At 70.7% G+C, this 22,219-nt stretch carries 22 protein-coding genes; 10 read left to right on the top strand and 12 right to left on the bottom strand.

Going from position 1 to position 22,219, the window contains the following annotated elements; all coding sequences use genetic code 11:
- Window positions 1-2 precede the first annotated feature (2 nt).
- From J3S89_RS17535 to J3S89_RS17495, 9 genes are all read left to right on the top strand, one after another.
- Window positions 3-836: a sugar phosphate isomerase/epimerase family protein gene (locus J3S89_RS17535; RefSeq protein WP_230489167.1), complete on the top strand. Its 834-nt coding sequence runs from the start codon at window positions 3-5 to the stop codon at window positions 834-836.
- The gene (locus J3S89_RS17530) at window positions 833-1,756 is read left to right on the top strand and encodes an NAD-dependent epimerase/dehydratase family protein (protein ID WP_217929120.1); all 924 of its coding nucleotides are present in this window, start codon (window positions 833-835) and stop codon (window positions 1,754-1,756) included. The genes J3S89_RS17535 and J3S89_RS17530 overlap by 4 nt, the downstream gene beginning before the upstream one ends.
- Window positions 1,757-1,758: 2 nt before the next feature.
- A complete protein-coding gene (locus tag J3S89_RS17525; RefSeq protein ID WP_217929119.1) occupies window positions 1,759-2,181 on the top strand; it encodes a cupin domain-containing protein in 423 nt (140 codons plus the stop codon).
- Window positions 2,182-2,189: 8 nt separating this feature from the next.
- Entirely contained in the window at window positions 2,190-3,143 is a 954-nt protein-coding gene (locus J3S89_RS17520; protein ID WP_217929118.1) for an NAD-dependent epimerase/dehydratase family protein, read from the top strand.
- A 99-nt stretch (window positions 3,144-3,242) separates the two neighbouring features.
- The gene (locus tag J3S89_RS17515) at window positions 3,243-3,953 is read left to right on the top strand and encodes an SDR family oxidoreductase (protein WP_217929117.1); all 711 of its coding nucleotides are present in this window, start codon (window positions 3,243-3,245) and stop codon (window positions 3,951-3,953) included.
- Window positions 3,950-5,656, top strand: coding sequence for an FAD-dependent oxidoreductase (locus J3S89_RS17510; protein ID WP_217929116.1), 1,707 nt, complete (start codon window positions 3,950-3,952; stop codon window positions 5,654-5,656). Before J3S89_RS17515 ends, J3S89_RS17510 begins: the two co-directional genes overlap by 4 nt.
- A gap of 61 nt (window positions 5,657-5,717) precedes the next feature.
- Window positions 5,718-7,163 carry an FAD-dependent tricarballylate dehydrogenase TcuA gene (gene tcuA, locus J3S89_RS17505; RefSeq protein WP_217929115.1) on the top strand — a complete coding sequence of 482 codons (1,446 nt, stop codon included), beginning with the start codon at window positions 5,718-5,720 and terminating at the stop codon, window positions 7,161-7,163.
- Entirely contained in the window at window positions 7,147-8,331 is a 1,185-nt protein-coding gene (gene tcuB, locus J3S89_RS17500; RefSeq protein WP_274383255.1) for a tricarballylate utilization 4Fe-4S protein TcuB, read from the top strand. Before tcuA ends, tcuB begins: the two co-directional genes overlap by 17 nt.
- 22 nt (window positions 8,332-8,353) lie before the next feature.
- The gene (locus J3S89_RS17495) at window positions 8,354-9,163 is read left to right on the top strand and encodes a universal stress protein (RefSeq protein WP_217929111.1); all 810 of its coding nucleotides are present in this window, start codon (window positions 8,354-8,356) and stop codon (window positions 9,161-9,163) included.
- Window positions 9,164-9,253: 90 nt separating this feature from the next.
- Here the strand turns inward: J3S89_RS17495 and J3S89_RS17490 are convergent, their stop codons facing one another.
- From J3S89_RS17490 to J3S89_RS17435, 12 genes are all read right to left on the bottom strand, one after another.
- Window positions 9,254-10,039: an SDR family oxidoreductase gene (locus J3S89_RS17490; RefSeq protein WP_217929109.1), complete on the bottom strand. Its 786-nt coding sequence runs from the start codon at window positions 10,037-10,039 to the stop codon at window positions 9,254-9,256.
- Window positions 10,039-10,968, bottom strand: coding sequence for a dihydrodipicolinate synthase family protein (locus tag J3S89_RS17485; RefSeq protein WP_217929107.1), 930 nt, complete (start codon window positions 10,966-10,968; stop codon window positions 10,039-10,041). The genes J3S89_RS17490 and J3S89_RS17485 overlap by 1 nt, the downstream gene beginning before the upstream one ends.
- Window positions 10,969-10,989: 21 nt before the next feature.
- Entirely contained in the window at window positions 10,990-12,003 is a 1,014-nt protein-coding gene (locus tag J3S89_RS17480) for an ABC transporter ATP-binding protein (RefSeq protein ID WP_217929106.1), read from the bottom strand.
- Window positions 12,000-13,688 carry an ABC transporter permease subunit gene (locus J3S89_RS17475; RefSeq protein ID WP_217929105.1) on the bottom strand — a complete coding sequence of 563 codons (1,689 nt, stop codon included), beginning with the start codon at window positions 13,686-13,688 and terminating at the stop codon, window positions 12,000-12,002. The genes J3S89_RS17480 and J3S89_RS17475 overlap by 4 nt, the downstream gene beginning before the upstream one ends.
- A gap of 80 nt (window positions 13,689-13,768) precedes the next feature.
- A complete protein-coding gene (locus J3S89_RS17470) occupies window positions 13,769-14,899 on the bottom strand; it encodes a M24 family metallopeptidase (RefSeq protein WP_217929104.1) in 1,131 nt (376 codons plus the stop codon).
- 5 nt (window positions 14,900-14,904) lie between these two features.
- On the bottom strand, window positions 14,905-15,951 hold the full coding sequence (locus tag J3S89_RS17465) for an ABC transporter substrate-binding protein (protein WP_217929103.1): 1,047 nt from the start codon (window positions 15,949-15,951) through the stop codon (window positions 14,905-14,907).
- Window positions 15,952-16,153: 202 nt separating this feature from the next.
- Entirely contained in the window at window positions 16,154-16,864 is a 711-nt protein-coding gene (locus tag J3S89_RS17460) for a type 1 glutamine amidotransferase (RefSeq protein ID WP_217929102.1), read from the bottom strand.
- A gap of 12 nt (window positions 16,865-16,876) precedes the next feature.
- Window positions 16,877-17,587, bottom strand: a complete 711-nt coding sequence (locus tag J3S89_RS17455) for a GntR family transcriptional regulator (RefSeq protein ID WP_217929101.1) — start codon at window positions 17,585-17,587, stop codon at window positions 16,877-16,879.
- 270 nt (window positions 17,588-17,857) lie between these two features.
- A complete protein-coding gene (locus tag J3S89_RS17450) occupies window positions 17,858-19,153 on the bottom strand; it encodes an NAD(P)/FAD-dependent oxidoreductase (RefSeq protein ID WP_217929100.1) in 1,296 nt (431 codons plus the stop codon).
- Window positions 19,154-19,198: 45 nt separating this feature from the next.
- A complete protein-coding gene (locus J3S89_RS17445) occupies window positions 19,199-19,930 on the bottom strand; it encodes an amino acid ABC transporter ATP-binding protein (protein ID WP_217929099.1) in 732 nt (243 codons plus the stop codon).
- Entirely contained in the window at window positions 19,927-20,586 is a 660-nt protein-coding gene (locus tag J3S89_RS17440) for an amino acid ABC transporter permease (RefSeq protein ID WP_217929097.1), read from the bottom strand. Before J3S89_RS17440 ends, J3S89_RS17445 begins: the two co-directional genes overlap by 4 nt.
- A 113-nt stretch (window positions 20,587-20,699) precedes the next feature.
- Window positions 20,700-21,449, bottom strand: a complete 750-nt coding sequence (locus J3S89_RS17435; protein ID WP_420801338.1) for an ABC transporter substrate-binding protein — start codon at window positions 21,447-21,449, stop codon at window positions 20,700-20,702.
- 153 nt (window positions 21,450-21,602) lie between these two features.
- On the opposite strand from J3S89_RS17435, the gene J3S89_RS17430 reads away from it, so the two are divergent.
- Complete coding sequence (locus tag J3S89_RS17430; RefSeq protein WP_217929093.1) at window positions 21,603-22,181, top strand: helix-turn-helix domain-containing protein; 579 nt, start codon at window positions 21,603-21,605, stop codon at window positions 22,179-22,181.
- The last annotated feature ends 38 nt before the right edge of the window (window positions 22,182-22,219 follow it).

The raw sequence follows: 22,219 nt of genomic DNA, 5'->3' as shown, positions 1-22,219 counted from the left end.
TCATGCGCGAGATCGCCGTCAACACCTACGGCTGGATCTGGTCGACGCCGATCCTCGACTGTCTGCGGCGTCTGACCGAACTCGGACACCGCCGTTTCGAGGCGATGATCCATCCGCCCCACCTGCCGCTCGACGGGCTTTCGCCTGCGGCCCGGCGCGAGCTGCGGTCGGTGGTCGAGGCGGCGGGCGCGACGATCACCTCGGTCAACATGCCGAGCCTCGACCACAATCTGGCGAGCCCGCTCGACGGGGTGCGCGCCGCCTCGGTCGCCATGTTCGACCGGGCGATCGGCCTCGCCGCCGACCTCGGCGCGCCCTGGGTCGTCGTCGTGCCCGGGCGGATGAACCCGCTGTTCCCGCCGCCGGTCGACCTCCGTACCGGCTGGATGACGGCGAGCCTCGAGGCGCTGCTGCCGCTCGCCGAGGCGCGCGGCGTCGGGCTCGCGATCGAGAACGTGCCCTTCGCGGCCTTTCCCGACGCGGCCTCGCTCGAGGCCTTCGTGCGCGGCTTCGCCTCGCCGCGGGTCGGCGTCTGCTGGGATGCGGCCAACGCCCATTTCATCGGCGAGGATCTCGTCGCCGAGACGGCGCGTCTCGCCGATCTCCTGCGGGTCGTCCATCTCTCCGACACGACGCGGCGGGTGTGGCGGCACGACCGGCTCGGGCTCGGCGACGTGCCGGTCGCCGATTTCGTCGGCGCGGTCGCGGCGGCCGGCTTCGACGGCCCGTTGACGCTCGAGATCATCGACCCCGATCCCGAAACCGCGATCGCCGACAGCCTCCGCGCCCTGCGATCGCTCGGATTTGCCCCCTCGACGGCGGAGACGGCCGCATGAGCACGATCCTCGTCACCGGCGCCGCCGGCCTCCTCGGGCGTCACGTCGTCCGCGATCTCCTCGCCCACGGCCATGCCGTGCGCGGCCTCGACCGGCGCTCCGCCGAGGAGGCGATCGACTGGTACGTCGGCGACGTCACCGACCCCGATCTCGTCGCGACCGCCGTCGCCGGCGTCGACGCGGTGTTCCACATCGCCGCCGTGCCGAACATCTGGTCCGGCGACGGACGTGCGATCATGCGCGTCAACCTGCTCGGCACCCACATCGTGTTCGAGGCGGCGGAGGCGGCGGGCGTCGGGCGGATGGTGTTCTGCTCGAGCGATTCCGTCGCCGGCTACACCGTGCGCGAGGGGCGGATGCTGCCGCCGCGCTACGCGCCGGTCGATCTCGACCACCCGCTGATGGCGACCGACCCCTATGCGGTCTCCAAGGTGATGGGCGAGGATCTGGCGCAGGCCTGGGCGCTGCGCGGTCAGTCGGTGGTGGCGCTCCGGACGGTCTTCGTCGCCTATCCGGAGATGGCCGGCGAGATCGTCGCCCGGGCGAAGGACCCCGAGGGCTATCGCGGTCCGATGGTCGGCGGCCCCTCGGTCGCCGGCGGCGGCCCGCTCCACCACCACATCGATCCGCGCGATCTCGCCCGCGCCTTCCGCCTCGCCCTCGAACTCGACATGGCGCCGGGCGACTTCGAGCGCTTCTACCTCTCGGCCCGGGTGACGCTCTCGCCCGAACCGACGCTCGACCGGCTGCGGCGTCTGCATGGCGACGCGGTCGAGATCCGCGCGCCGGAGATCTGGGCGGAGAACCCGTTCGCCCCCCTCTACGACCTCACCCCGGCCGCGACGCGCCTTGGTTTCGTCGCCGAATACGATCAACGGCACCTGCTCGCAGGTCTGCCCGGCTTTCCCTCAGGAGACTGACGATGACCCTCATATCCCCTCCGATCGACGCCTTCGCCGACGCGGCGGAGAAGAAATACGCCGCGACCCGCAATCTCGGCGAGCTGATGTGGATCCAGTATCCGGGCCATTTCAATCAGGCCCTGTCGAAGGCGATCGTGACGCCGGCGACCGTCGGCAGCCGCTTCTTCGACCACCGCATCTCCTCCTACGAGCCGGGCGCCCATGTCGAGGCGCACGTGCACGCGGTCCAGGAGCAGATCTATCACGTGCTCTCCGGCCAGGGCCTCCTGATCGTCGACGGCGAGCGCCGGCTGGTGCGCGCCGACGACGTCACCTTCATCCCGCCCGGCGTGGCGCACGAGTTCCACTGCACCGGCAACGATCCGCTGGTGTTCCTGGTGATCACCAGCCCGCCGACCGACGAAGAACCGCAACCCCGGTGAGGCTCGACATGCCCAAGAAGATCCTGGTCACCGGCGCCTGCGGCTGGCTCGGCCGCGCCATCGTCGAGGCGCTGCTGGCGCGCGGCGACACGGTCGTGGCGGTCGATCTCGTCGTGCCGCCGGCCGTGGCCGCGCGGGCGGCGGGCGAGCCGCGACTGATCCCCGAAATCGCCGATCTCGGCGAATGGCCGCGCGTGCTGCGGCTCTTCGAGACCCATGCGCCCGACGCGGTGATCCATGCCGCCGCGATCGTCGGCGTGGTGCAGGCGGCGGACGTTCCGCTGGCGGCGCTGCGGGTCAACGTCGAGGGGTCGATCAACCTCTTCGAGGCGATGCGGTCGACCGGCGTGAAGCGCGTGATCCACGTCTCCACGGAGGAGACCTACGGCGACTTCCTCGCTCCGGTCATCGACGAGGATCACCCGCAGAAGCCGCTCAGCGTCTACGGCCTGACCAAGCTCGCGGCCGAGCACTACGGGCGGGTCTATTCCCGCAACCACGGGCTCGAATGCATCAACGTGCGCACCTGCTGGGTCTACGGACCCCATCTGCCGCGCCTGCGCATGCCGCGCACCTTCATCGAGGCGGCGCTCGCCGGGGCGGCACTGCATGAGCCGACCGGCGGCGATTTCGCGGTCGATCAGGTCTACATCGCCGACACCGTCGCCGGCGTGCTGCTGGCGCTCGACAAGGCCGAGCACCGTTTCGACACCTACAACGTCGCGACCGGCGTCGCCCCGACGCTGCGCGACACCGCCGAGGCGGTCGTTCGCGCCATCCCCGGCGCGCGGATCACCGTCGGCACCGAGGGTCCGCACCGTCTCGGCGGGGCGATCCTCAGCGCCGTCAAGGGCGCGCTCGACATCCGCCGCGCCGAGACCGAACTCGGCTATCGCCCCCGTTACGACCTGCAGGCCGGCATCGAGGCGACGATCGCGGCGACCCGCGCCGGTCCGTCGTGATCCCCGCCGTCCCCCGACGAGACGGGGCGAGGCTCCCCCCACTCGCCCCACTGCGAACGAACGCCCCCGTACATCCGACACATCGTCGAGGATCCCCACATGACGCCCCCCTCCCCTCTCGTCCTCGTCTTCGGCGGCTCGCGCGGCATCGGCGCGGCCTGCGTCGACGCCTTCGCCGCCGCCGGCTGGCAGGTCGGCTTCACCACCACGGGAACGCCGAGCCCCAGGGCCGAGGCCCGCGCCTATCAGGTCGACATCCGCGACGCCGCCGCCGTGGCGGGCGTCTTCGCGAAGGCCGAGGCCGATTTCGGCACGGCGCCGCAGGCGGTGATCGCCAACGCCGGCATCAACGTGCCGGCGAAGCCGGTCGGCGCCTTCGATCCGGAGGATTTCCGCCTCCTGATGGAGGTCAACGTGTTCGGCGCCTTCAACGTTCTCGCCGAGGCCGCGCGGCGGGTCCGCGACGGCGGCGCGATCGTCGCGGTGACGACCTCGCTGGTGCGCCATGCCGTGCCCGGCACCGGCCCCTATGCCGCGACCAAGGGCGCGGTCGAGTGCCTCGTGCGGTCGATGTCGAAGGAGCTCGCCGGCCGTGGCGTCCGCGTCAACGCGGTCGCGCCGGGGCCGGTCGAGACCGACCTCTTCAACGCCGGCAAGACCGAGGAGGCCAAGCAGCGCAGCGCCGCGATGAGCCCGCTCGGGCGGATCGGACGGCCGGAGGAGATCGCCGAGGTGGTCCGCTTCCTCGCCTCCGACGCCGCCTCCTGGATCGACGGTCAGATCGTGCAACCGAACGGCGGGCTGGCATGAACGCGACGGCGCCGGCAGCGGCCGAGGAGATCTGGGACGTCGTCGTCGTCGGGGCCGGCGCGGGTGGGCTCACCGCCGCCTGCGCCGCCGCCGCCGAGGGCCGTTCCGTGCTGCTCCTCGAACAGGGCGAGGTCGTCGGGGGCACCACCGCGATCTCCGGCGGCATGGTCTGGCTGCCCGCCAACCACAAGACGGCGGAAGCGGGCCGGCCCGACACGATCGAGGCGGCGCGGACCTATCTCGCCGCGACCGTTCCCGGCACCGATCGCCGCCGGCTCGAGACCTTCCTCGCTCACGCCGACGAGGCGCTGCGCTGGCTCGAGGCGCGGACCTCGCTGCGTCTGAAGCCGGTGCTCACCTATCCCGACTACCAGCCCGATCTCCCCGGCGCGACGCTCGGCGGCCGGGTGCTGGAGCCGGTCGCCTTCGACGCGCGCGTCCTCGGCGCGAATTTCGCCCTGGTGCGCGATCCCCTGCCCGAATTCACCCTGTTCGGCGGCATGATGATCTGTCGGCAGGACATTCCCCATCTGCGCCGCGCCAAGCGCTCGCTGCGCTCGGCGTTCCACACCGCGCGGCTCCTGCTGCGCCACGCCCACGAGCGTCTGTCGGCGCGACGCGGCACCACGCTCCATCTCGGCAACGCGCTGGTGGCGCGGCTCCTGAAGTCGGCGCTCGATCTCGGCGTGACGATCCGCACCGGGGTCACCGTCGCCGGGCTCGGCCGCGACGCGAACGGGCGGGTCGACCGGGTCGAGACGCGGTCGGCCACGGGGACGCGGGTGATCGGCGCGCGCGGCGGGGTCGTCCTCGCGACCGGCGGGATCTCGCACGACCGCGACCTCCGCCGCCGCTACGTGCCCGCCGCCGCCGGCGACCTGACCGCGACCGTCGCGCCGGGCACGGCGCCGCGCGGGGCGCGTCTGGCGACCGAGGTCGGCGCGGCCCTGTCGGCGCCGACCGAGGCGGGGGCCTTCTGGGTGCCGGCCTCGACCTTCACGCGCGCCGACGGCAGCGCCGGGGTCTTCCCGCACACGGTCACCGACCGCGCCAAGCCGGGCCTGATCGCGATCGACGCCGACGGCCGGCGCTTCGTCAACGAGGCGGTCTCCTACCACGCCTTCGTCCGCGCCCAGCTCGCCCGGGCCGATCGGGCGGTGCCGGCGTGGCTGATCTGCGACGCGGCCTTCCTGTGGACCTACGGGCTCGGCAAGATCCGCCCCTTCACCCGGCGGCTCGAGGCGGAGGTCGCGAGCGGCTATCTGAAGCGCGCGGACAGCGTCGAGGCCCTGGCGCGCGAGCTCGGCGTGCCCGGTCCGGCACTCGCCGAGACGATCGCCACCTTCGGCCATCATGCCGCCCACGGCGAGGATCCCGCCTTCGGGCGCGGCGGCGACGCCTATCAGCGCTCGCTCGGCGACGCCGACCACCGCCCCAACCCCTGCGTGGCGCCGATCGCCACGCCGCCCTTCTACGCGGTCGCGGTGCGGCCGGCCGATCTCGGCATGTCCTCGGGGCTCGCGACCGACGAGAGCGCCCGGGTGCTGTCAACCGACGGCGCGCCGATCCCCGGCCTCTTCGCCTGCGGCAACGACATGGCCTCGATCATGGAGGGCTCCTATCCCGGCCCCGGGATCACGCTCGGACCGGCGCTGGTGTTCGGCTGGTTCGCCGGACGCGGCGCGGCGGCGGGCGCGGCGTGATGCGGGCCGATTTCCAGAGCCGTCCGCTCGCGCGCCGGCGACCCACCACGAGGGATCGTTCATGACTTCGACCGGAGAACCCGACGTTCTGGTCATCGGCGGCGGCAACGCCGCGCTCTGCGCCGCGCTGACGGCGCGCGAGGCCGGCGCATCGGTGCTGCTGCTCGAGGCGGCGCCGCGCGCCTGGCGCGGCGGCAATTCGATGCACGTGCGCAATTTGAGATGCATGCACGATGCACCTCAAGACGTTCTGATCGAAGCCTATGGCGAGGAGGAATATTGGCGCGACCTGGAGAAGGTCACCGCCGGCCGTACCGACGAGGCGCTGGCGCGCCTCGTCATCCGCCATTCCTCGCGCTGCCGCACCTGGATGCGTGCGCACGGCGTCCGGTTCCAACCGCCGCTCTCCGGGGCGCTCCACGTCGCCCGCACCAACGCCTTCATCATGGGCGGCGGCAAGGCGCTGGTGAACGCCTATTACCGCAGCGCCGCCGCGCTCGGCGTCGAGATCCGCTACGAGACGCCGGTGGAGCGGCTGGAACTCGACGGCGGCCGGTTCCGGGCGGCGATCACCGCCTCGGGCGAGCGGATCGCGGCGAAGACCTGCGTCCTCGCCTGCGGCGGGTTCGAATCCAATCTCGAATGGCAGCGCGAGGCCTGGGGCCGCAACGCGCGCGGCGAATGGCCGGCGGAGAACTTCCTGATCCGCGGCACCCGCTTCAATCAGGGAACGCTGCTGAAGTTCATGATCGACGCCGGCGTCGACGCCGTCGGCGATCCGACCCAAGCCCATTGTGTCGCGATCGACGCGCGCGCGCCCCTCTACGACGGCGGCATCTGCACCCGCATCGACTGCGTCTCGCTGGGCGTCGTGGTCAATCGCGAGGGTGCGCGCTTCTACGACGAGGGCGAGGACTTCTGGCCGAAGCGCTATGCCATCTGGGGGCGGCTGGTCGCCGGCCAGCCCGGCCAGATCGCGTGGTCGATCATCGACCGCAAGGCGGTCGGCCGCTTCATGCCGCCGGTCTTTCCGGGCACCCGTGCCGACACGCTCGAGGGGCTCGCCGTCGCGCTCGGCCTCGACGCTAGCGCCTTCACCGCGACGATCGGCGCCTACAACGCCGCCTGCCGGCCCGGCACCTTCGACCACACCACGCTCGACGACTGCCGCACCGAGGGGCTCGCGCCGGCCAAGACCCATTGGGCGCTGCCGATCGATCAGCCGCCCTTCTTCGCCTACCCGCTCCGGCCCGGCATCACCTTCACCTATCTCGGCCTGAAGACCGACGAGACCGCCGCCGTGCGCTTCGCCGATCGGCCGAGCGACAACCTGTTCGTCGCCGGCGAGATGATGGCCGGCAACGTGCTCGGCCAGGGCTACACCGCCGGCATCGGCATGAGCATCGGTACCGCCTTCGGGCGCATCGCCGGGGCCTCGGCGGCGCGGGCGGTCGGGCGTCGTCATGCGGAATTCGAAGAGGAGCTCGCCCTTGCCGTCGCCCACTGATCCGATCGCCGAGGCCGCCGCCGCCCCGTTCCTGACGGCGAGCGAGAGCGAGGTCGCCCGCGTCCTGCAGATCTGCAACGCCTGCCGCTACTGCGAGGGCTATTGCGCCGTCTTTCCGGCGATGACCCGCCATCTCGCCTTCGACAAGGCGGAGATCCATCACCTCGCCAATCTCTGCCACAACTGCGGCGCCTGTCTGCACGCGTGCCAATATGCGCCGCCGCACGATTTCGGCGTCAACGTGCCGCGCGCCATGGCCGAGGTGCGGGTCGCGACCTATCGCGACTATGCCTGGCCGCCCGCCTTCGGCCGGCTCTACGCGCGCGCCGGCCTCACCGTCGCGCTGGCCTTGGCGGGTGGGCTCGCGCTCTTCCTGCTGCTCGTCCTGGCGATCGGCGGCGGCTTCACCCACGAAGGCGGCGACGGGAACTTCTACGCGGTCTTCCCACACGATTTTCTCGCGAGCTTCTTCGGCGTGGTCTTCCTCGCCGCGGTGTTCGCGCTGGCGATGGGCGTCGGCCGGTTCTGGCGGCGGGTCTCGCCGAGCGTCGGGGCGGAAGCCGACGATCGCTCGGCGATCGCCCGCGCGCGCGGACCCGCCGTCGTGGAGGCCGTCACCGACGTCGCGACGCTGCGCCATCTCGGCGGCGGCCACGGCGAGGGCTGCAACGAGGAGGACGACCGCTTCACCCCGGCGCGGCGCTATTTCCACCACCTGACCGCCTACGGCTTCCTTCTGTGTCTGGCGTCGACGTCGGTCGCCACGCTCTATCACTACCTCCTCGGTCTCGAGGCGCCCTATGCCTGGACCAGCCTGCCGGTGATCCTCGGCACGCTCGGGGGAATCGGTCTCGTCATCGGGCCAGCGGGGCTCCTGTGGCTCAACCTGCGGCGCGATCCGGCGCAGGGCGATCCCGCGCAACGGCCGATGGATCGCGGCTTCATCGCGCTGCTCCTGGCGGTGAGCCTGACCGGGCTGGCGCTGCTCGTCCTGCGCGAGACACGGGCGATGCCGGTGTGGCTCGCGCTTCACCTCGGCGCGGTGACGGCGCTGTTCCTGACGATGCCCTACGGCAAGTTCGCGCACGGGTTCTTCCGGGCCGCCGCGCTTCTCAAACACACGATCGAAAAGCGTCTGCCGAACCGGCTCGACCTCGGCGGCGATTGAAGCTCCACGGAAGGATCAGCCCATGTCGTTCGCAACCCTCCTCGTCCATCTCGACTCCGGCCCGCGTCGTGCGAACCGCATCGATCTCGCGGTCGCCCTCGCCACCCGGTTCGGCGCCCGTCTCACCGGCGTCTTCGCCGAGACCGCGCCGGCCCATCGCGTCGGCGTCGTCGCCACTTGGCCGAGCCGCGAGCATCTCGACGCGGTCGAGGCGGCGGCGACCGACTTCGCCCGGCGCGCCGCGCCCCTCGGCGATGCCGCCCGTTTCGTCGATCTCGATCGCGGGAGCGAGCACGAGATCCTGGCGCGGGCGACCGATCTCGCCCGGCATTTCGATCTCGTCGTGCTGGGCGGGCCGGAGAAGGGCGGTCGCGTGCCGGCCGATCTCTGCGAGCGAATCCTGCGCGAGAGCGGCCGGCCGGTGTTGCTGGTGCCGCCGGTCGGGGCGCCGCGCGAGGTCGGACGGCGTCCGCTCTTCGCCTGGCATCCGGCGCCGAGCGCGGCACGGGCGCTCTCCGACGCGCTGCCCCTGATCGCTTCCGACGCCGAGGCCTCGGTGGTGCACGTCGCGCGCCCGCGCGAGGAGACCTCCGGCTTCGAGCCGCTGGTGCTCGAGCGTCTCGCCGCCCACGGCATCGCCGGGCGGTCGCGGACGGTGATGGTCGAGGAGGTCCGGCTGATGGACACGCTCCTCAACGAGGCCGCCGATCATGCCGCCGACCTCCTGGTGGTCGGCGCCTTCGATCACATCGGCTCGTCCTTCTCCGGCGCGGGCGCCGGAACGCGCTACCTGTTGCAGCACGCGACCCTGCCGCTGCTCCTGTCGCACTGATGCCGGGCGCGGAAAGGTCCGACCCGGTCCGGGCCCACCTTCGCCCACGACGTTTCGAAGAGATCGAAACCTCGTGGGCGCGGCACGGCGTCAGACGGAGCGGATCATGCCGCCGTCGCAGCGGATCTTCGCGCCGGTGACATAGGCGGCGGGCTCGCCGGCGAGGAAGGTCACCACGTCGGCGAATTCCTGCGGCCGGCCGTAGCGACCCATCGGGATCGTGGCGCGCGAGGCGGCGGCGATCTCGTCGCGGCTCTTGCCCTGGCGGCTCGCCGCGAGATCGTCGAGCTGGTCGACGCGGTCGGTGTGGATGCGGCCGGGCAGCACGCAGTTGACGGTGACCCCGTCGGCGGCGATCTCGCCGGCGAGCGTCTTGGCCCAGCCGACCACGGAGGCGCGGATGGCGTTCGACAGGCCGAGATTGGGGATCGGCTGATCGACACCCGAGGAGACGACGGCGATCACCCGGCCGAAGCCGCGCGACCGCATCGGCGGCAGCAGGCGTCCGGTCAGATGGAAGACGTGCGCGGCCATGGTCTGGAACTGCGCCGCCCAGACCTCGGGCGCGACGGCGGCGATCGGTCCGGCCGGGGGGCCGCCGGAATTGGCGACGACGACGTCGACGCCGCCGTCGGCGAGCAGCATGTCGGCGAGGGCGTCGACCGAGGCGCGGTCCGCGAGATCGAGCACGACCGGGCGGATGCGCGCGGCGATCTCCGGCGGAAGCTCGGCGACATGGGCCGCCGTCGTCTCGAGCGAGCGGGCGGCGGCGAAGACGGTCGCGCCCTCGCGGGCGAGCGAGGCGGCGATGGCGGCGCCGAGGCCGCGGCTGGCGCCCATCACCAGGGCGCGGCGGGAGGACAGTCCGAGATCCATCAGGCGATCTCCTCGAGGCGGGTGGTCTGACGGGCGAGGAGGCGTTCCACCTCGGCGACGTCGGCGGGGGTGAGTTTGGTGCCCGGCGCGCGCAGGGCGGCGGAGGCGATGGCGCCGCGCTTCGCCAGTACGTATTTGCGGACGGCGAGGCCGAGGCCGGGCTGTTGCTCGTAACGGGCGAGCGGCAGATAGGCGTCGAAGACGTCGTGGGCGCGCTCGACGTCGCCACGCGCATGGGCGGCGACCACCTCGACCATCATCTCCGGGAAGGCGAAGCCGGTCATGGCGCCGTCGGCGCCGCGCGCCATCTCGAAATCGAGGAAGAGCCCACCGTTGCCGGTGAGGATCGAGATGTGGCGCATGGTGCCCTCGGCCTCGTAGGCGCGCAGCGCCGAGATCTTGGCGAGACCCGGCCAATCCTCGTGCTTGAGCATGACGCAGTTGGGGTTCGCCTCGACGACGCGGCGGATCACCGAGGGCGGGATCTGCACGCCGGTCGACAGCGGGTAGTCCTGGAGGACGAAGGGCGTCGCCGCGCCGACGGTCGCGGCGGCGCCGGCGTACCAGCCGGCGATCTGATCGTCGGAGCGCAGCGAGGCGACCGGCGCGATCATCACGCCGGCGGCGCCCATGTCCATCACGCGGGCGGAGAGCTCGCCCATCGCCGCGAAACCGGGCGCGGAGACGCCGACGACGACGGGCACGCGGCCGGCGACGCGCTTCAGGAAGCGCTCGGTGACGGCGGCGCTCTCGGCGGCGGTCAGCTTCGGCGCCTCGCCCATCATGCCGAGCACGGTGAGGCCGGTCACGCCGCGCTCGAGATAGAAGTCGGTCAGACGGTCGATGCCGTCGAGATCGAGACGGCCGTCGTCGTGAAACGGCGTCACGGCGATGACGAAGACGCCGCGGGCGCTCGCATCCAGGGTCATTCGAATTTCCTCCAGCGGTGTTCACCGATCGGTGTCGGCGAAACTCATGGCATTGGTCGGATGATAGCCGACGGTGACGGCACTGCCCGGCGCGAGACGCGCGACCGGGTCGTCGTTTCCGGTGAGCGCGGTCAGTTCGCGACCGGCGACGGTCGCGGTGACACGATAGCCGGTCCCGGTGAAGACCGCCGCGCCGAGCACCCCGTCGAGGCGAATTTCCGCCGCCTCGGCGCGGACGCCGACGAGGGTCTTCTCCGGCCTCAGCCCGATCTCGCCCGGGCCCGACGGCGCCGGCAGGAAGTTGCACTCGCCGAGGAAGCTCGCGACGAAACGGTTCGCCGGGCGAAACCAGAGATCCTCCGGCGCGCCGACCTGGACGATGCGTCCCCGGTCCATCAGCGCGATCGTGTCGGAGAGGAACAGCGCCTCCTCCTGATCGTGGGTGACGTAGACGGTGGTGGCGCCGATGCGGCGATGGAGCGCGCGGAGTTGAATCTGGATCGACTGGCGCAGGTTCTTGTCGAGGGCGCCGAGGGGTTCGTCCATCAGCAGGATGTCCGGCTCGATCACCAGCGCGCGGGCGAGGGCGACGCGCTGCTGCTGGCCGCCGGAGAGTTCGCGCGGCAGGCGGCCGCCGTGGGCGTCGAGGCCGACGAGGGCGAGCGCCGCCTCGACCCGCGCGGCGATTTCGGCGCGGCCGACGCGGCGCATCTCGAGGCCGAAGGCGACGTTGCGGTGGACCGTCAGATGCGGGAACAGGGCGTAGTTCTGGAAGACCATGCCGATGTTGCGCTTGGCGACCGGCACCGGGCCGATGTCGCGACCGTCGACGCGGATCTCGCCGGCGTCGGCGGTCTCGAAACCGGCGAGCGCCTTGAGCAGCGTCGTCTTGCCGGAGCCGGAGGCGCCGAGCAGCGTGCAGAAGGAGCCGGGGGCGATGTCGAGATCGATCCCGTCGAGGGCGGCGACGACCCCGCCGTAGATCTTGCGCAGGCCGCGGACCGCGACCGGCTTGCCGAGGGGCAGCGGGCTCATGAGCGTTTCCTCGTGAGGACGAGATCGAGGGCGAGGACGAGGACGGTGACCAGGATGATGAGACCGGCGGCGGCGATGATCGTCGGGTCGATCTCGTGGGCGACGCCCTCGTACATCAGCTTCGGGAGGGTGCGGGTGCGGATGTTGGTGAGGAACAGCGCCAGGATCACATCGTCGAAGGAGGTGATGAAGGCGAAGACCGCGCCGGCGAGAATGCCGGGCAGGATCACCGGCACCAGGATGCGCCGGGCCATGGTGCCCCAGGGCGCGCCGAGGCCGATGGCGGCGAGTTCGAGGTTCGGGTCGAAGGTCTTCAGCGCCGCCCGCACGGTGATGAAGACATAGGGCGCGGCGAGGACCGTGTGGCCGATCGCGAGCCCCCAGATCGAGGCGACGAGGCCGACGGGGGCGAAGAGATAATAGAGGCCGACGGCGAGGATGATCACCGGAGCGATCATCGGCAGGACGAAGACGGTCTCGAGCACCCGCCGCCAGCGCGGTCCGATCCGGTCGAGGCCGATCGCCGCCGCCGTGCCGAGCACCACCGCGCCGGCCACCGTCACCGCCGCCACCTCGAGCGAGCGGACGAGCGCGCCGACCCATTTCGAATTCTCGAAGAAGCTCACGTACCATTTGAACGAGAGATCGGTCGGCGGGAAGGCGAGGAAGGGCGAGGAGCCGAGGCTCATCGGGAAGACCACCAGGATCGGCGCGATCAGGAAGACGGCGACGGCGAACCCCATGACGGCGCCGAAGAGACCGCCGGCGGTGCGGCCGCGCGAGGTCAGCCGGAAGGGCTCGCCCGACTTGGTGCCACCCCCGCCGGCGAAGAGTCGGTCGAGCCCGAAGACCCGCTGGAACAGCACGAAGAGGACCAGCGTCGCCCCGAGCAGCACCGTGGAGAGGGCGGCGGCGAAGCCCCAGTCGAGTTGGCGGCCGACGTTGTCGGCGATCATCTGCGAGATCATCGTCTGGGCCGGGCCGCCCATCAGCGCCGGGGTGATGTAGAAGCCGAGGGCGTTCATGAAGACGATGGTGGCGCCGGCGACGGCGCCGGGCGCGGTCAGCGGCACGACGATGCGGAAGAACACCGTCGCCGGCCGGGCGCCGAGCCCCTCCGCCGCCTGGACGGTGGAGAGATCGAGCCCGCGCAGCGCCGCATAGAGCGGCAGCACGACGAAGGGCATGAGCACATGGGTCATGCCGATCAGCACGCCGGAGAGATTGTAGACGAAGGCGACCGGCTCGCTGGTCAGGCCGATGCCCATCAATAGGCGGTTGAGGATGCCGTTGCCCTGAAGGATGACGATCCAGGCGGTCGTGCGGACGAGGGAGCTGGTCCAGAACGGCAGCAACACCACGACGATCAGCGCGGCGCGCATGCGCGGGCCGACGGTCGCCATGAGATAGGCGACCGGATAGCTCATCACCACGCAGAGGAGCGTCGTCAGGACCGAGATGGTCAAGGTGGTGAGGAGCACCGAGCGATAGAGCGGGACCGTGGCGATGCGGACGAAATGCTCGAGCGTGAAGCCGGCCTCACCGAAGGAGAGGCGCAGGAGCGAGACGACCGGCACGGCGAAGGCGATCACCAGCAACGCCGCCAGCGGCGCGATGCCGAGCCAGCCGGCATGGCGGCGCAGGAGGCGCGCGGCCGAGAGGGGGAAGCCGTCGGGGATCGTCAATCTCGTTTCCTCGTCTACGGGATCCGGCATCACCGGAAGGGGCGGGGCGACCGGAGGCGGGAGGCCTCCGGCCGACCGCGTCAGGTCACGAACAGCCGACGCGGGAAGTTCGTCAGCCGCTCGATGCCGGTCTCGGTGATCGCGATGGTCTCGGACATGCCGAAGCCACGAGCGAGCACGTAGGTGTGGAAGGTCATGCCCGGCTCGAAGACCCAGGTCGCGGTCGGCTCCGCCTCCAGCGGCTCGCCGCCGTTGGGTTGGAGCAGCAGCCCGACCGAATAGAAGGTCTTGTTGGTGTAAGTCTCGCGCAGACCCGCACCGAGCACGCCGTCGCGATAGATCGCGTCGGGCACCGTCGCGGCCACACCCGGACCGACGGCGGCGATCGCCCGATCCTGGACGGCGATCAGCGTCTCGACCGCCTTCAGGTCCTCGTCGGTGGCGACCCCCACCTTCATCGGCCGCATGAAGCGGGCGTGATAGTGGCGGACGTTGGGGGTGACCTCGAGCTGGACGACGTCGCCGCGCTCCAGGATCCGGTCGGCGTAGCCGCCGTGGAGATGGTAGGCGCGCTCGCCGGAGGAGAGGACGCCGGGGCCGGGCAGATCGGAGCCGGCGCGGATCATCGCGGCGCAGACGTCGGCCGCCATGTCGCGTTCGCTCGCGCCCTCGATCGCGGCGGCGATGCCCGCCGCCATACCGGCCTCGGCCGCCTTCGCGGCGAGCCTCTGCCAAGCGATCTCGGCCGGCGACTTGACGAAGCGAAGCCGCGACGTCGTCGCCGACACGTCGACGAAGGTCGTCTCCGGCAGCGCCTCGCGCAGAGCGGCGAAGCGGCCGGCGCTGAGCGGCCAGGCCCTGAGTTCGATGCCGACCCGGGCCTTCGGGCCGAGGGCGGCGCGGATCGCCTTCGCGCCGACCGCATCGCGATCGTCGCTGTCGGTCCAGAGGACGCGGCCGGGAAAGACGCAGGTGGCGTCGAGATAATACTCCTCGACGTCGCGGCAGATCACGACCGGATCGCCCGCGAGCGGGATGATCGCGAACTGGAACGAGGAATAGCCGCGCGTGAAGAAGCCGGTCGACCAGGTGACGGTCTCGGGCAGGAAGGCGAGGAGCGCGTCGAGCTTCTCCTCGGCGAGCCGCGCCCGGATCTTCTCGACGCGCGCGAGGTACTCCTCGCGCGCGAACCAGGGTTCGAAGATGGTCATGCGTCTCAGCCCTTGATCATGGCGGTATAGGCCTCGGTCGCCTTGGCGCCGTTCTTCGCCCACCATTCGATGTCGAGGAAGAGGGCGTTCTTCAGACGCTCCGGGGTGGAGGGCAGACGCTCGGCGCGGGCGGCGTCGATGTGGGCCCAGGCGCCCTTGGTGGCGGGGCCGTAGGCGACGTGACGCGACAGTTCGGCGTTGATCTCGGGCTTCAGGATGAAGTTCAGGAACTTCACGGCGGTCGCCTTGTTGGGCGCGCCCTTGGGGATCATGAAATAGCCGACCTGCGGGATCTGCTGAGCCCAGGACATGGCGATCGGCAGGTTGGAATCCATGCCCGCCTGAAAGCGACCGTTCCAGCCGAGCGCCATCACCACGTCGCCGGCGCCGAGCGCCTGGACCGGCTGGGCGCCGCTCGACCACCACACCGCGACGGAGGGCTTCAGGGCGGCGATCTTGTCGAGCGCCCGCTTCATGCCGGCCTCGGTGGAGAGCGTCGCATAGACCTCGACGGCGGGGACGCCGTCGGCGAGCAGCGCCGCCTCGAGCACCGTCTCGGGCTTGTCGGGGAGCGTGCGCTTGCCGGGGAAGGCCTTCACGTCGAAGAAGTCGGCGAAGGTCTTGGGCTGCGGGCCGCCGGCCGGGAAGGCCTTGGTGGAGAAGCCGATCAGGGTGGAGAAGATCTCCGAGGGCACGCCATAGGGGTTGCGGGCGCCCTCGATCACGTCGTCCTGCTTCACCATGTCGGCGGTGATCGGCTCGAAGAGGCCCTGGGCGACGCCGCGCATCAGGCCGCCGCCGCCGGCGGTGACGATGTCCCAGGAAACCGACTTGGTCTCGACCATGGCCTTGATCTTGGCGGTCTCGGGGCCGGTGTCCTCGTCGACCTTGGCGCCGGTCGCCTTGGCGAAGGGCTCGAGCCAGGCCTTGCGGATGGCGTCCTGATAGGCGCCGCCCCAGCTGGCGAAGACCATCTCGTCGGCGGCACGGGCGACGGTCGGCACGGCGAGTGCCGCGGCGAGGACCGCGGCGAGGAACGCTCTCGACTTCATGGGATCGACCCTTTCCTTCAGATCGGAATGAAACAGGGGATGGCTCGGCCGGCGGCAGGCCGGTCGGCGTCGTCTGGTCGGTCGTTTCTGTCGGTCGCCGCCGGCGCGTCCGCCGAGAGGCACCCTCGCTCCACCGGCGCTGACGCCGGTGAGCATCGTCGTCGGCCGGCGGCGATCGGACGGGTCCGAGGCCGGCGGCGGCTCAGGGCGCGACCGTCGCGCCGGCGACCAGCCGGGCGAAACGGGCGAGCATGGTCTTGGCCGGCAGGGCATCGTCGGCCGTGGCCTGGAGGTCGGCGATCACCGCGCCATCCAGCTCGAGGCGGGCCCGGCTCTGTTCGAACCAGACGACGGCCTCGTCGCGGGTCACCTCCGGATGGCCCTGGATGCCCCAGGCGCGATGGCGGCGGTGACGCCAGACGTGGTTGGGGCAGAGGTCGGACGCGGCCAGCACCACCATGTCGGGATGGTCGGCGCGGACCTCGTCGTTGTGCCAGACGAACATGCGGACGGCGTCGCCGAGCTCGCAGGCGAGCGGGTCGAGGCGGGCGGCGTCCGTCGTCGGCAGCCATTTGTAGCCGACCTCGCAGAAGGACCGGCGGAACACCTGATCGCGATCGCACAGCGCCGAAGCGAGGATCTGATGGCCGAAACAGATGCCGAGCATCGGAATGTCGCGGTCCGCCGCCTCGCGGATGAGATCGTGCTCGCGATGGATGAAGGGCACGTCCTCATAGGCGCCGTGGGCGCTGCCGGAGAGGAAGATGCCGTCGTAGACGCCGAGGTCCTCGGGGAACTCGCCGGCAAAGGCCCACAGGAGATCGACCTCGAGGCCGGCCTCGCGGAACATGTCGGGCAGGCGCGAGGCCGTCTCCCGGCGGGATCCGTTGACGAGATAGAGCAGACGCGGCATCGGGGGGTCCTCTCAGGCGAGACGGTCGGGCGAGACGCCCGCGAGCGTGTCGAGAATGCCCTTGCGGGCGTTGTCGATGTGGAGACACATGGCGGCGCGCGCGGCCGGGCCGTCGCCGTCGCGGATCGCGTCGAGGATCGCCAAGTGCTCGGCCTTGCCGGGATCGAAGCGACGCGGAATGCGGGCGAGGCCGAACATGCGGGTCCGTTCGCGCAGATCGGTGACGAGACGGACCAACAGGCGATTGCCGGTCGTCTCGGCGATGGTCAGATGGACGAGATCGTCGACCGACCAATGACGCTCGGGCGTCACCTCGGCGGGCGAGATCATGCCGAGGACGGCCTCCCGCACCCGCTCGACGAGGACGGGATCGCAACGCCCGGCGGCGATCTCGGCGGCCTCGCCCTCGACGGCGCGGCGCACCGTCAGGATCTCCATGATGTCCTCGACCCGGACCGAGGCGACGATCAGCCGCCGCCCCTCGCGCGCCACGTAGCCCTCGCCGATCAGGCGGCCGAGCGCCTCGCGCACCGGGGTCCGCGACAGGCCGAGCCGGTCGGCGAGATTGCGTTCGTTGAGCGAGACGCCGCCGGCGAGCTCACCCTTCAGGATCATCCGGCGCAGCGCGTCGAAGGCGCCGCGAGCGAGATTGAGCGCGGCGTCGGCATCCACGGGAGCGGCGGACGGGGACGAGGCGGGGGCGAGAGCGGTCGGTTCGTTCATGGCATAATCTTGGTATACCAAGAGCACACCAATCAAGGTGCAAGTTTGTGCGGCCAGCCTCTTTTCGCGTCATGGCCGAAGTTTCGCAGTGTCGGGCACGATCAGAGGGCGAAGCGGGCACGGCCGGACGCGCCTCGGAGGTGCCCGCTCCGGCGAACCTCGGCATCACGACGGGGGCCGGCCCAGTGCGGCGGCGCGCAAAAGCGATCGCGCCGCTCCCCGGGCGGAGAGCGGCGCGATCGATCGTCGGATGCGGCGGAAGTGTCGGCGTCAGGCGGCGACGCGGTCGAGGAAGCGATACCACTGCACGGCGGCGGCGACGTAGAACTCCTGCAGGAAGTGGAAGGGGATCGGCCGCATCGGCAGGATCGGGAACGGCAGGACGCGCGCGTCGCCGGTCGTCACGTAGCGCGCCAGCGCCGCGCCCATCGCCGTCTCCAGGCCGACGCCGCGCCCCTGACAGCCGATGTTGACCACCAAGCCCGGCTCGGGCTCGTGGATGTGCGGCAGATGATCCGTCGTCACCGAGACGTGACCGCACCAACGGTAGTCGATCCGCGCGTCGCCGATCTGCGGGAACATCCGCCGCGCGGCGCGCTCGAGATGGGCCCAATCGGCCGCCGAGGTCGGCTGACGCGAGGGGCCGCGCCCGCCCATCAAGAGACGGCCGGTGTGATCGAGACGGAAATAGGCGAGGAGGCGGCGGGTGTCGGAGGAGACGCGGCCGCCCTTCAGGATCGTCGCGGCGACGTCGGCCGGCAGCGGCTCGGTCGCCACCTGATAGGAGTTCGGCGTCACCACGGTGCGCCCGGCCGGCGGCAACAGCGAGCCGGTATAGGCGTTGGTGCAGATCAGCACCTTGTTCGCGCGGACCGTGGCGCCGCTCGCGGTGACGACGCGCCAGGCGTCGCCCTGGCGGACGACGTCGGTGACCGGGGTCGAGCCGTGCACGGTCGCGCCGGCGGCGGCCGCCGCGCGGGCCAGTTCGCGGACGTAGTCGAGGGGCTGCACGGCGCCGCCGCGCGGATCGAACCAGCCGCCGAAATAGGTGTCGCTGCCGATCTCGGCGGCGGCGGCGGCCCGATCGAGCACGCGCGCGCCGACGACGCCGCGCTTCTGCCACTGCGCGCAGCGGCGTTCGACGGTGGCGACCGAGGCGGCGTCGTGGGCGCCCTGGATCCAGCCCTTGCGGGCATGCGGCACCGCGAGGTCGAGCCGGGCGATGCGATCGAAGACGGCGTCGGCGGTGGACCCGGCGAAGGCGACGAGCGCGCGACCGGCCTCGGCGCCGTATTTCGCCTCCATCTCGTCGGGATCGTATTTGAGCCCGGGGATGACCTGACCGCCGTTGCGGCCCGACCCGCCCCAGCCCGGTTCGCGCGCCTCGAGCAGGATCACGCGGACACCGGCGGTCGCCAGTTCGAGCGCGGCCGTGGAGCCGGCGAAACCGGCGCCGACGATCGCCACGTCGGCGACGGCGTCACCGTCGAGCGGGGCGTAGACGGGCGCCGGACGGGCGGTGGCGTGCCAGAGCGACGGATCGAGCGGAAACAGGGGAGCGGACATGCGCAGGGACCTCGCGGACAAAGGAACGATCGGCGCGAGCGCCGATCAGACGTGATCGATCACGCGGCGCAGGAAATCCTGTGTGCGGACGTTCTGGGGGCGGACCAGCACCTCGTCGGCGCGGCCCTCCTCGACGATGCGGCCACCGTCGAGGAAGAGGACGCGATCGGCGACGTCGCGGGCGAAGGCGATCTCGTGGGTGACGACCATCATGGTCATGTGTTCCTCGGCGAGGCCGCGCATGACCGCGAGCACCTCGCCGACCAGCTCGGGATCGAGCGCGGAGGTCGGCTCGTCGAAGAGGATCGCCTTGGGCTGCATGGCGAGCGCCCGAGCGATGGCGACGCGCTGCTGCTGGCCGCCGGACAACTGGCCGGGATGGGCCGAGGCCTTCTCGGCGAGGCCGACCCGCTCGAGCAGCGCCAGACCGCGATCGCGGGCCTCGGCGCGCGGCTCCTTCTTCACCCAGACCGGACCCTCGATGACGTTCTCGAGAACGGTCCGATGCGGGAACAGATTGAAGCGCTGGAACACCATCGAGACGTGGGTGCGCACCTCGACGATCGAGCGATGGTCGCGATCGACCCGGATTCCGTCGAACTCGATCGTGCCCTTCTGATAGGACTCCAACCCGTTGATGCAGCGCAGGATGGTCGACTTGCCGGAGCCGGAGGGGCCGATCAGGCAGACCACCTCGCCCTTGTTCACGGTGGCGTCGATGCCCTTGATGACCTCGAGCGGTCCGTAGCTCTTGTGGACGTCGCGCAGCTCGATCATCGCCGCCCCCCGGAATTGGCCTTCTCGAGGCGCGCCACCAGCAGGATGAGCGGGATGCACATCACCAGATAGAAGACGGCGACCAGCGTGAAGACGGTGGTGTTCTTGAAGGTCGAGGCGGCGATGAGCTTGCCCTGCAGCGCCAGCTCCGCGACCGTGATGGTGGAGGCCTGCGAGGAATCCTTCAGCATCATGATCATGGTGTTGCCGTAGGGCGGCAGCACGATGCGGAAGGCCTGCGGCAGGATCACCCGGCGCATGGTCAGGAACCAGCCCATGCCGATCGATTGGGCGGCCTCGACCTGACCATGGTCGATCGCCTCGATGCCGGCGCGGAAGTTCTCCGCCTGATAGGCCGAATAGGCGATGCCGAGACCGATGATCGCCGCCTGCATCGCCGTCAGCGACACCCCGAAGTCGGGCATCACGAAGTAGATGTAGAACAACTGGACGATGATCGGCACGCCGCGGATGAAGTTGATGAACACGATCGCGACGCGATCGAGCCAGCGGTTGCCGGAGATCCGCATCAGGGCCCAGATCAGGCCGAGCAAGGTCGAGAGGACCAGCGATCCGAGCGTGACGAGGATCGTCGCCCAGGCGCCCTCGAGCAGGATCGGTGTGAACTCCACCGCGTCTTGAAAGAATTTCTGCAAGGCTCGATCCTCGTTGCCGTGAAGACCGCGACAGGCGGCCGACCTCGAACGACCCGCGACCCGAAGGGCCGGCCGTCACACCGGGGCGAGGCCCGGCGCGACGGCGGCGTCGATCAGAGGCCCCACTTCTTCAGGATCGCGGCGAGACGGCCGTCGGCCTTCATCTTGGCGATCGAGGCGTTGAACTTGGCGAGCGTCGCCGCCTCGCCCTTGCGCAGGCCGATGCCGATCTCGCCCTTGACCACCGGGGTGTAGGCGGGGGCGATGCGGACGCCGGGGAAATTGCCCTGGGCGATCTGATAGGCGACGATCGGATAGTCGGCGAAACCGGCCTTGATGCGGCCCGCGCCGACGTCGCGCATGATGTCCTGGATCGAGTCGTAGATCTTCACCTCGGCGAAGGCGCCCGACTTCTTCAGCGGCTCCACGAAGGCGGTGCCGACCTGGACGCCGATGGTCGCGCCCTTCAGATCGTCGAAGCTCTTGTAGTCCTTGGTGTCGGAGGAGCCGACGACGAGCGCTTCGCCGTAGCCGTAGACCGTGTCGGTGAAGTCGATGACCTCCTTGCGGGCCGCCGTGGCGAACATCGCCGCCGAGATCACGTCGATCTTCGAGGAGGTCAGCGAGGGGATCAGCGCCGAGAAGGACAGCGGCTCGATCTGAACGGTGTCGCCGGCATCCTTCGCCACCTCGGCCATCACGTCGACCATGACGCCCTGAATGGTGTTGGTCTTGGTGTCGAGGAAGGTGAAGGGAACGCCGGTCGGGGTCGAGCCGACCTTGAGGGTGGCGGCGGCCGCGAACGGCGTCGACGCCATTCCCAGAACGAGAGCGAGGCACGAAATCAGGGACGCACGCTTGATCATGGTCAACTCCTCGGGTGGGACGGGATTTCGGTGATCTGTTGTGTCGGGACCGTATTTTCATATATATGAAAGCGACCACCTGGGCAAGAAATTTTCATGACCATGAAAAAGGCACTTCGCACGAAAACAGACCTCGCGGCCGAGGAAACGGTGCCGTCGGAAGAGGCGTTGTGCAGGCGGTTGCGTGCGGCACGCAAGCTGCGCGGCCTGTCCCTGACCGAGCTCGGGCGGCGCATCGGCTGTTCGGTCGGCTATCTCAGCCAGATCGAGCGCGGACTGTCGTCGCCCTCGCTGCGCACGATGGTCGCGCTCGCGGAGGTCTACGGCATCGAGTTGACGACGCTGTTCGCCGACGGGCCGGGGCCGTCGAGCGACGGGCGGCGCATCGTGGTGCGGCAATCCGAGCGCAGCCGGCTCGATCTGCCGGCGACGGGGATCCACAAGGAGGGCCTCACCGACAAGAACGGCGAGGGCCTGCTCAATTCCTACGAGATGGTGATCGCGCCGGGCGGGCGCTCGGGCGACGAGGTGATGTCGCATACCGGGGAGGAATGCGGTCTGGTGCTGGCCGGGCGCATCGTGCTCGAGGTCGGCGGCGACGTCTGGGAACTGGCGCCGGGCGATTCCTTCCGCTTCTCCAGCCTGATGCCGCACCGCTACTGGAACCCGGCCGAGGAGGACGACGCCCGGGTGATCTGGACGACCACCTCGGGCCGTCAGAAGACCTGACGCGGCCTCGGGTCCGGGGGATCGTCCGATCCCCGGCC

This window comes from Pinisolibacter aquiterrae, assembly GCF_019160155.1.
GTDB lineage: Bacteria > Pseudomonadota > Alphaproteobacteria > Rhizobiales > Ancalomicrobiaceae > Pinisolibacter > Pinisolibacter aquiterrae.
Note: the sequence above shows the minus strand (reverse complement) of the source record. Positions and strands in the feature narration are given on the sequence as shown.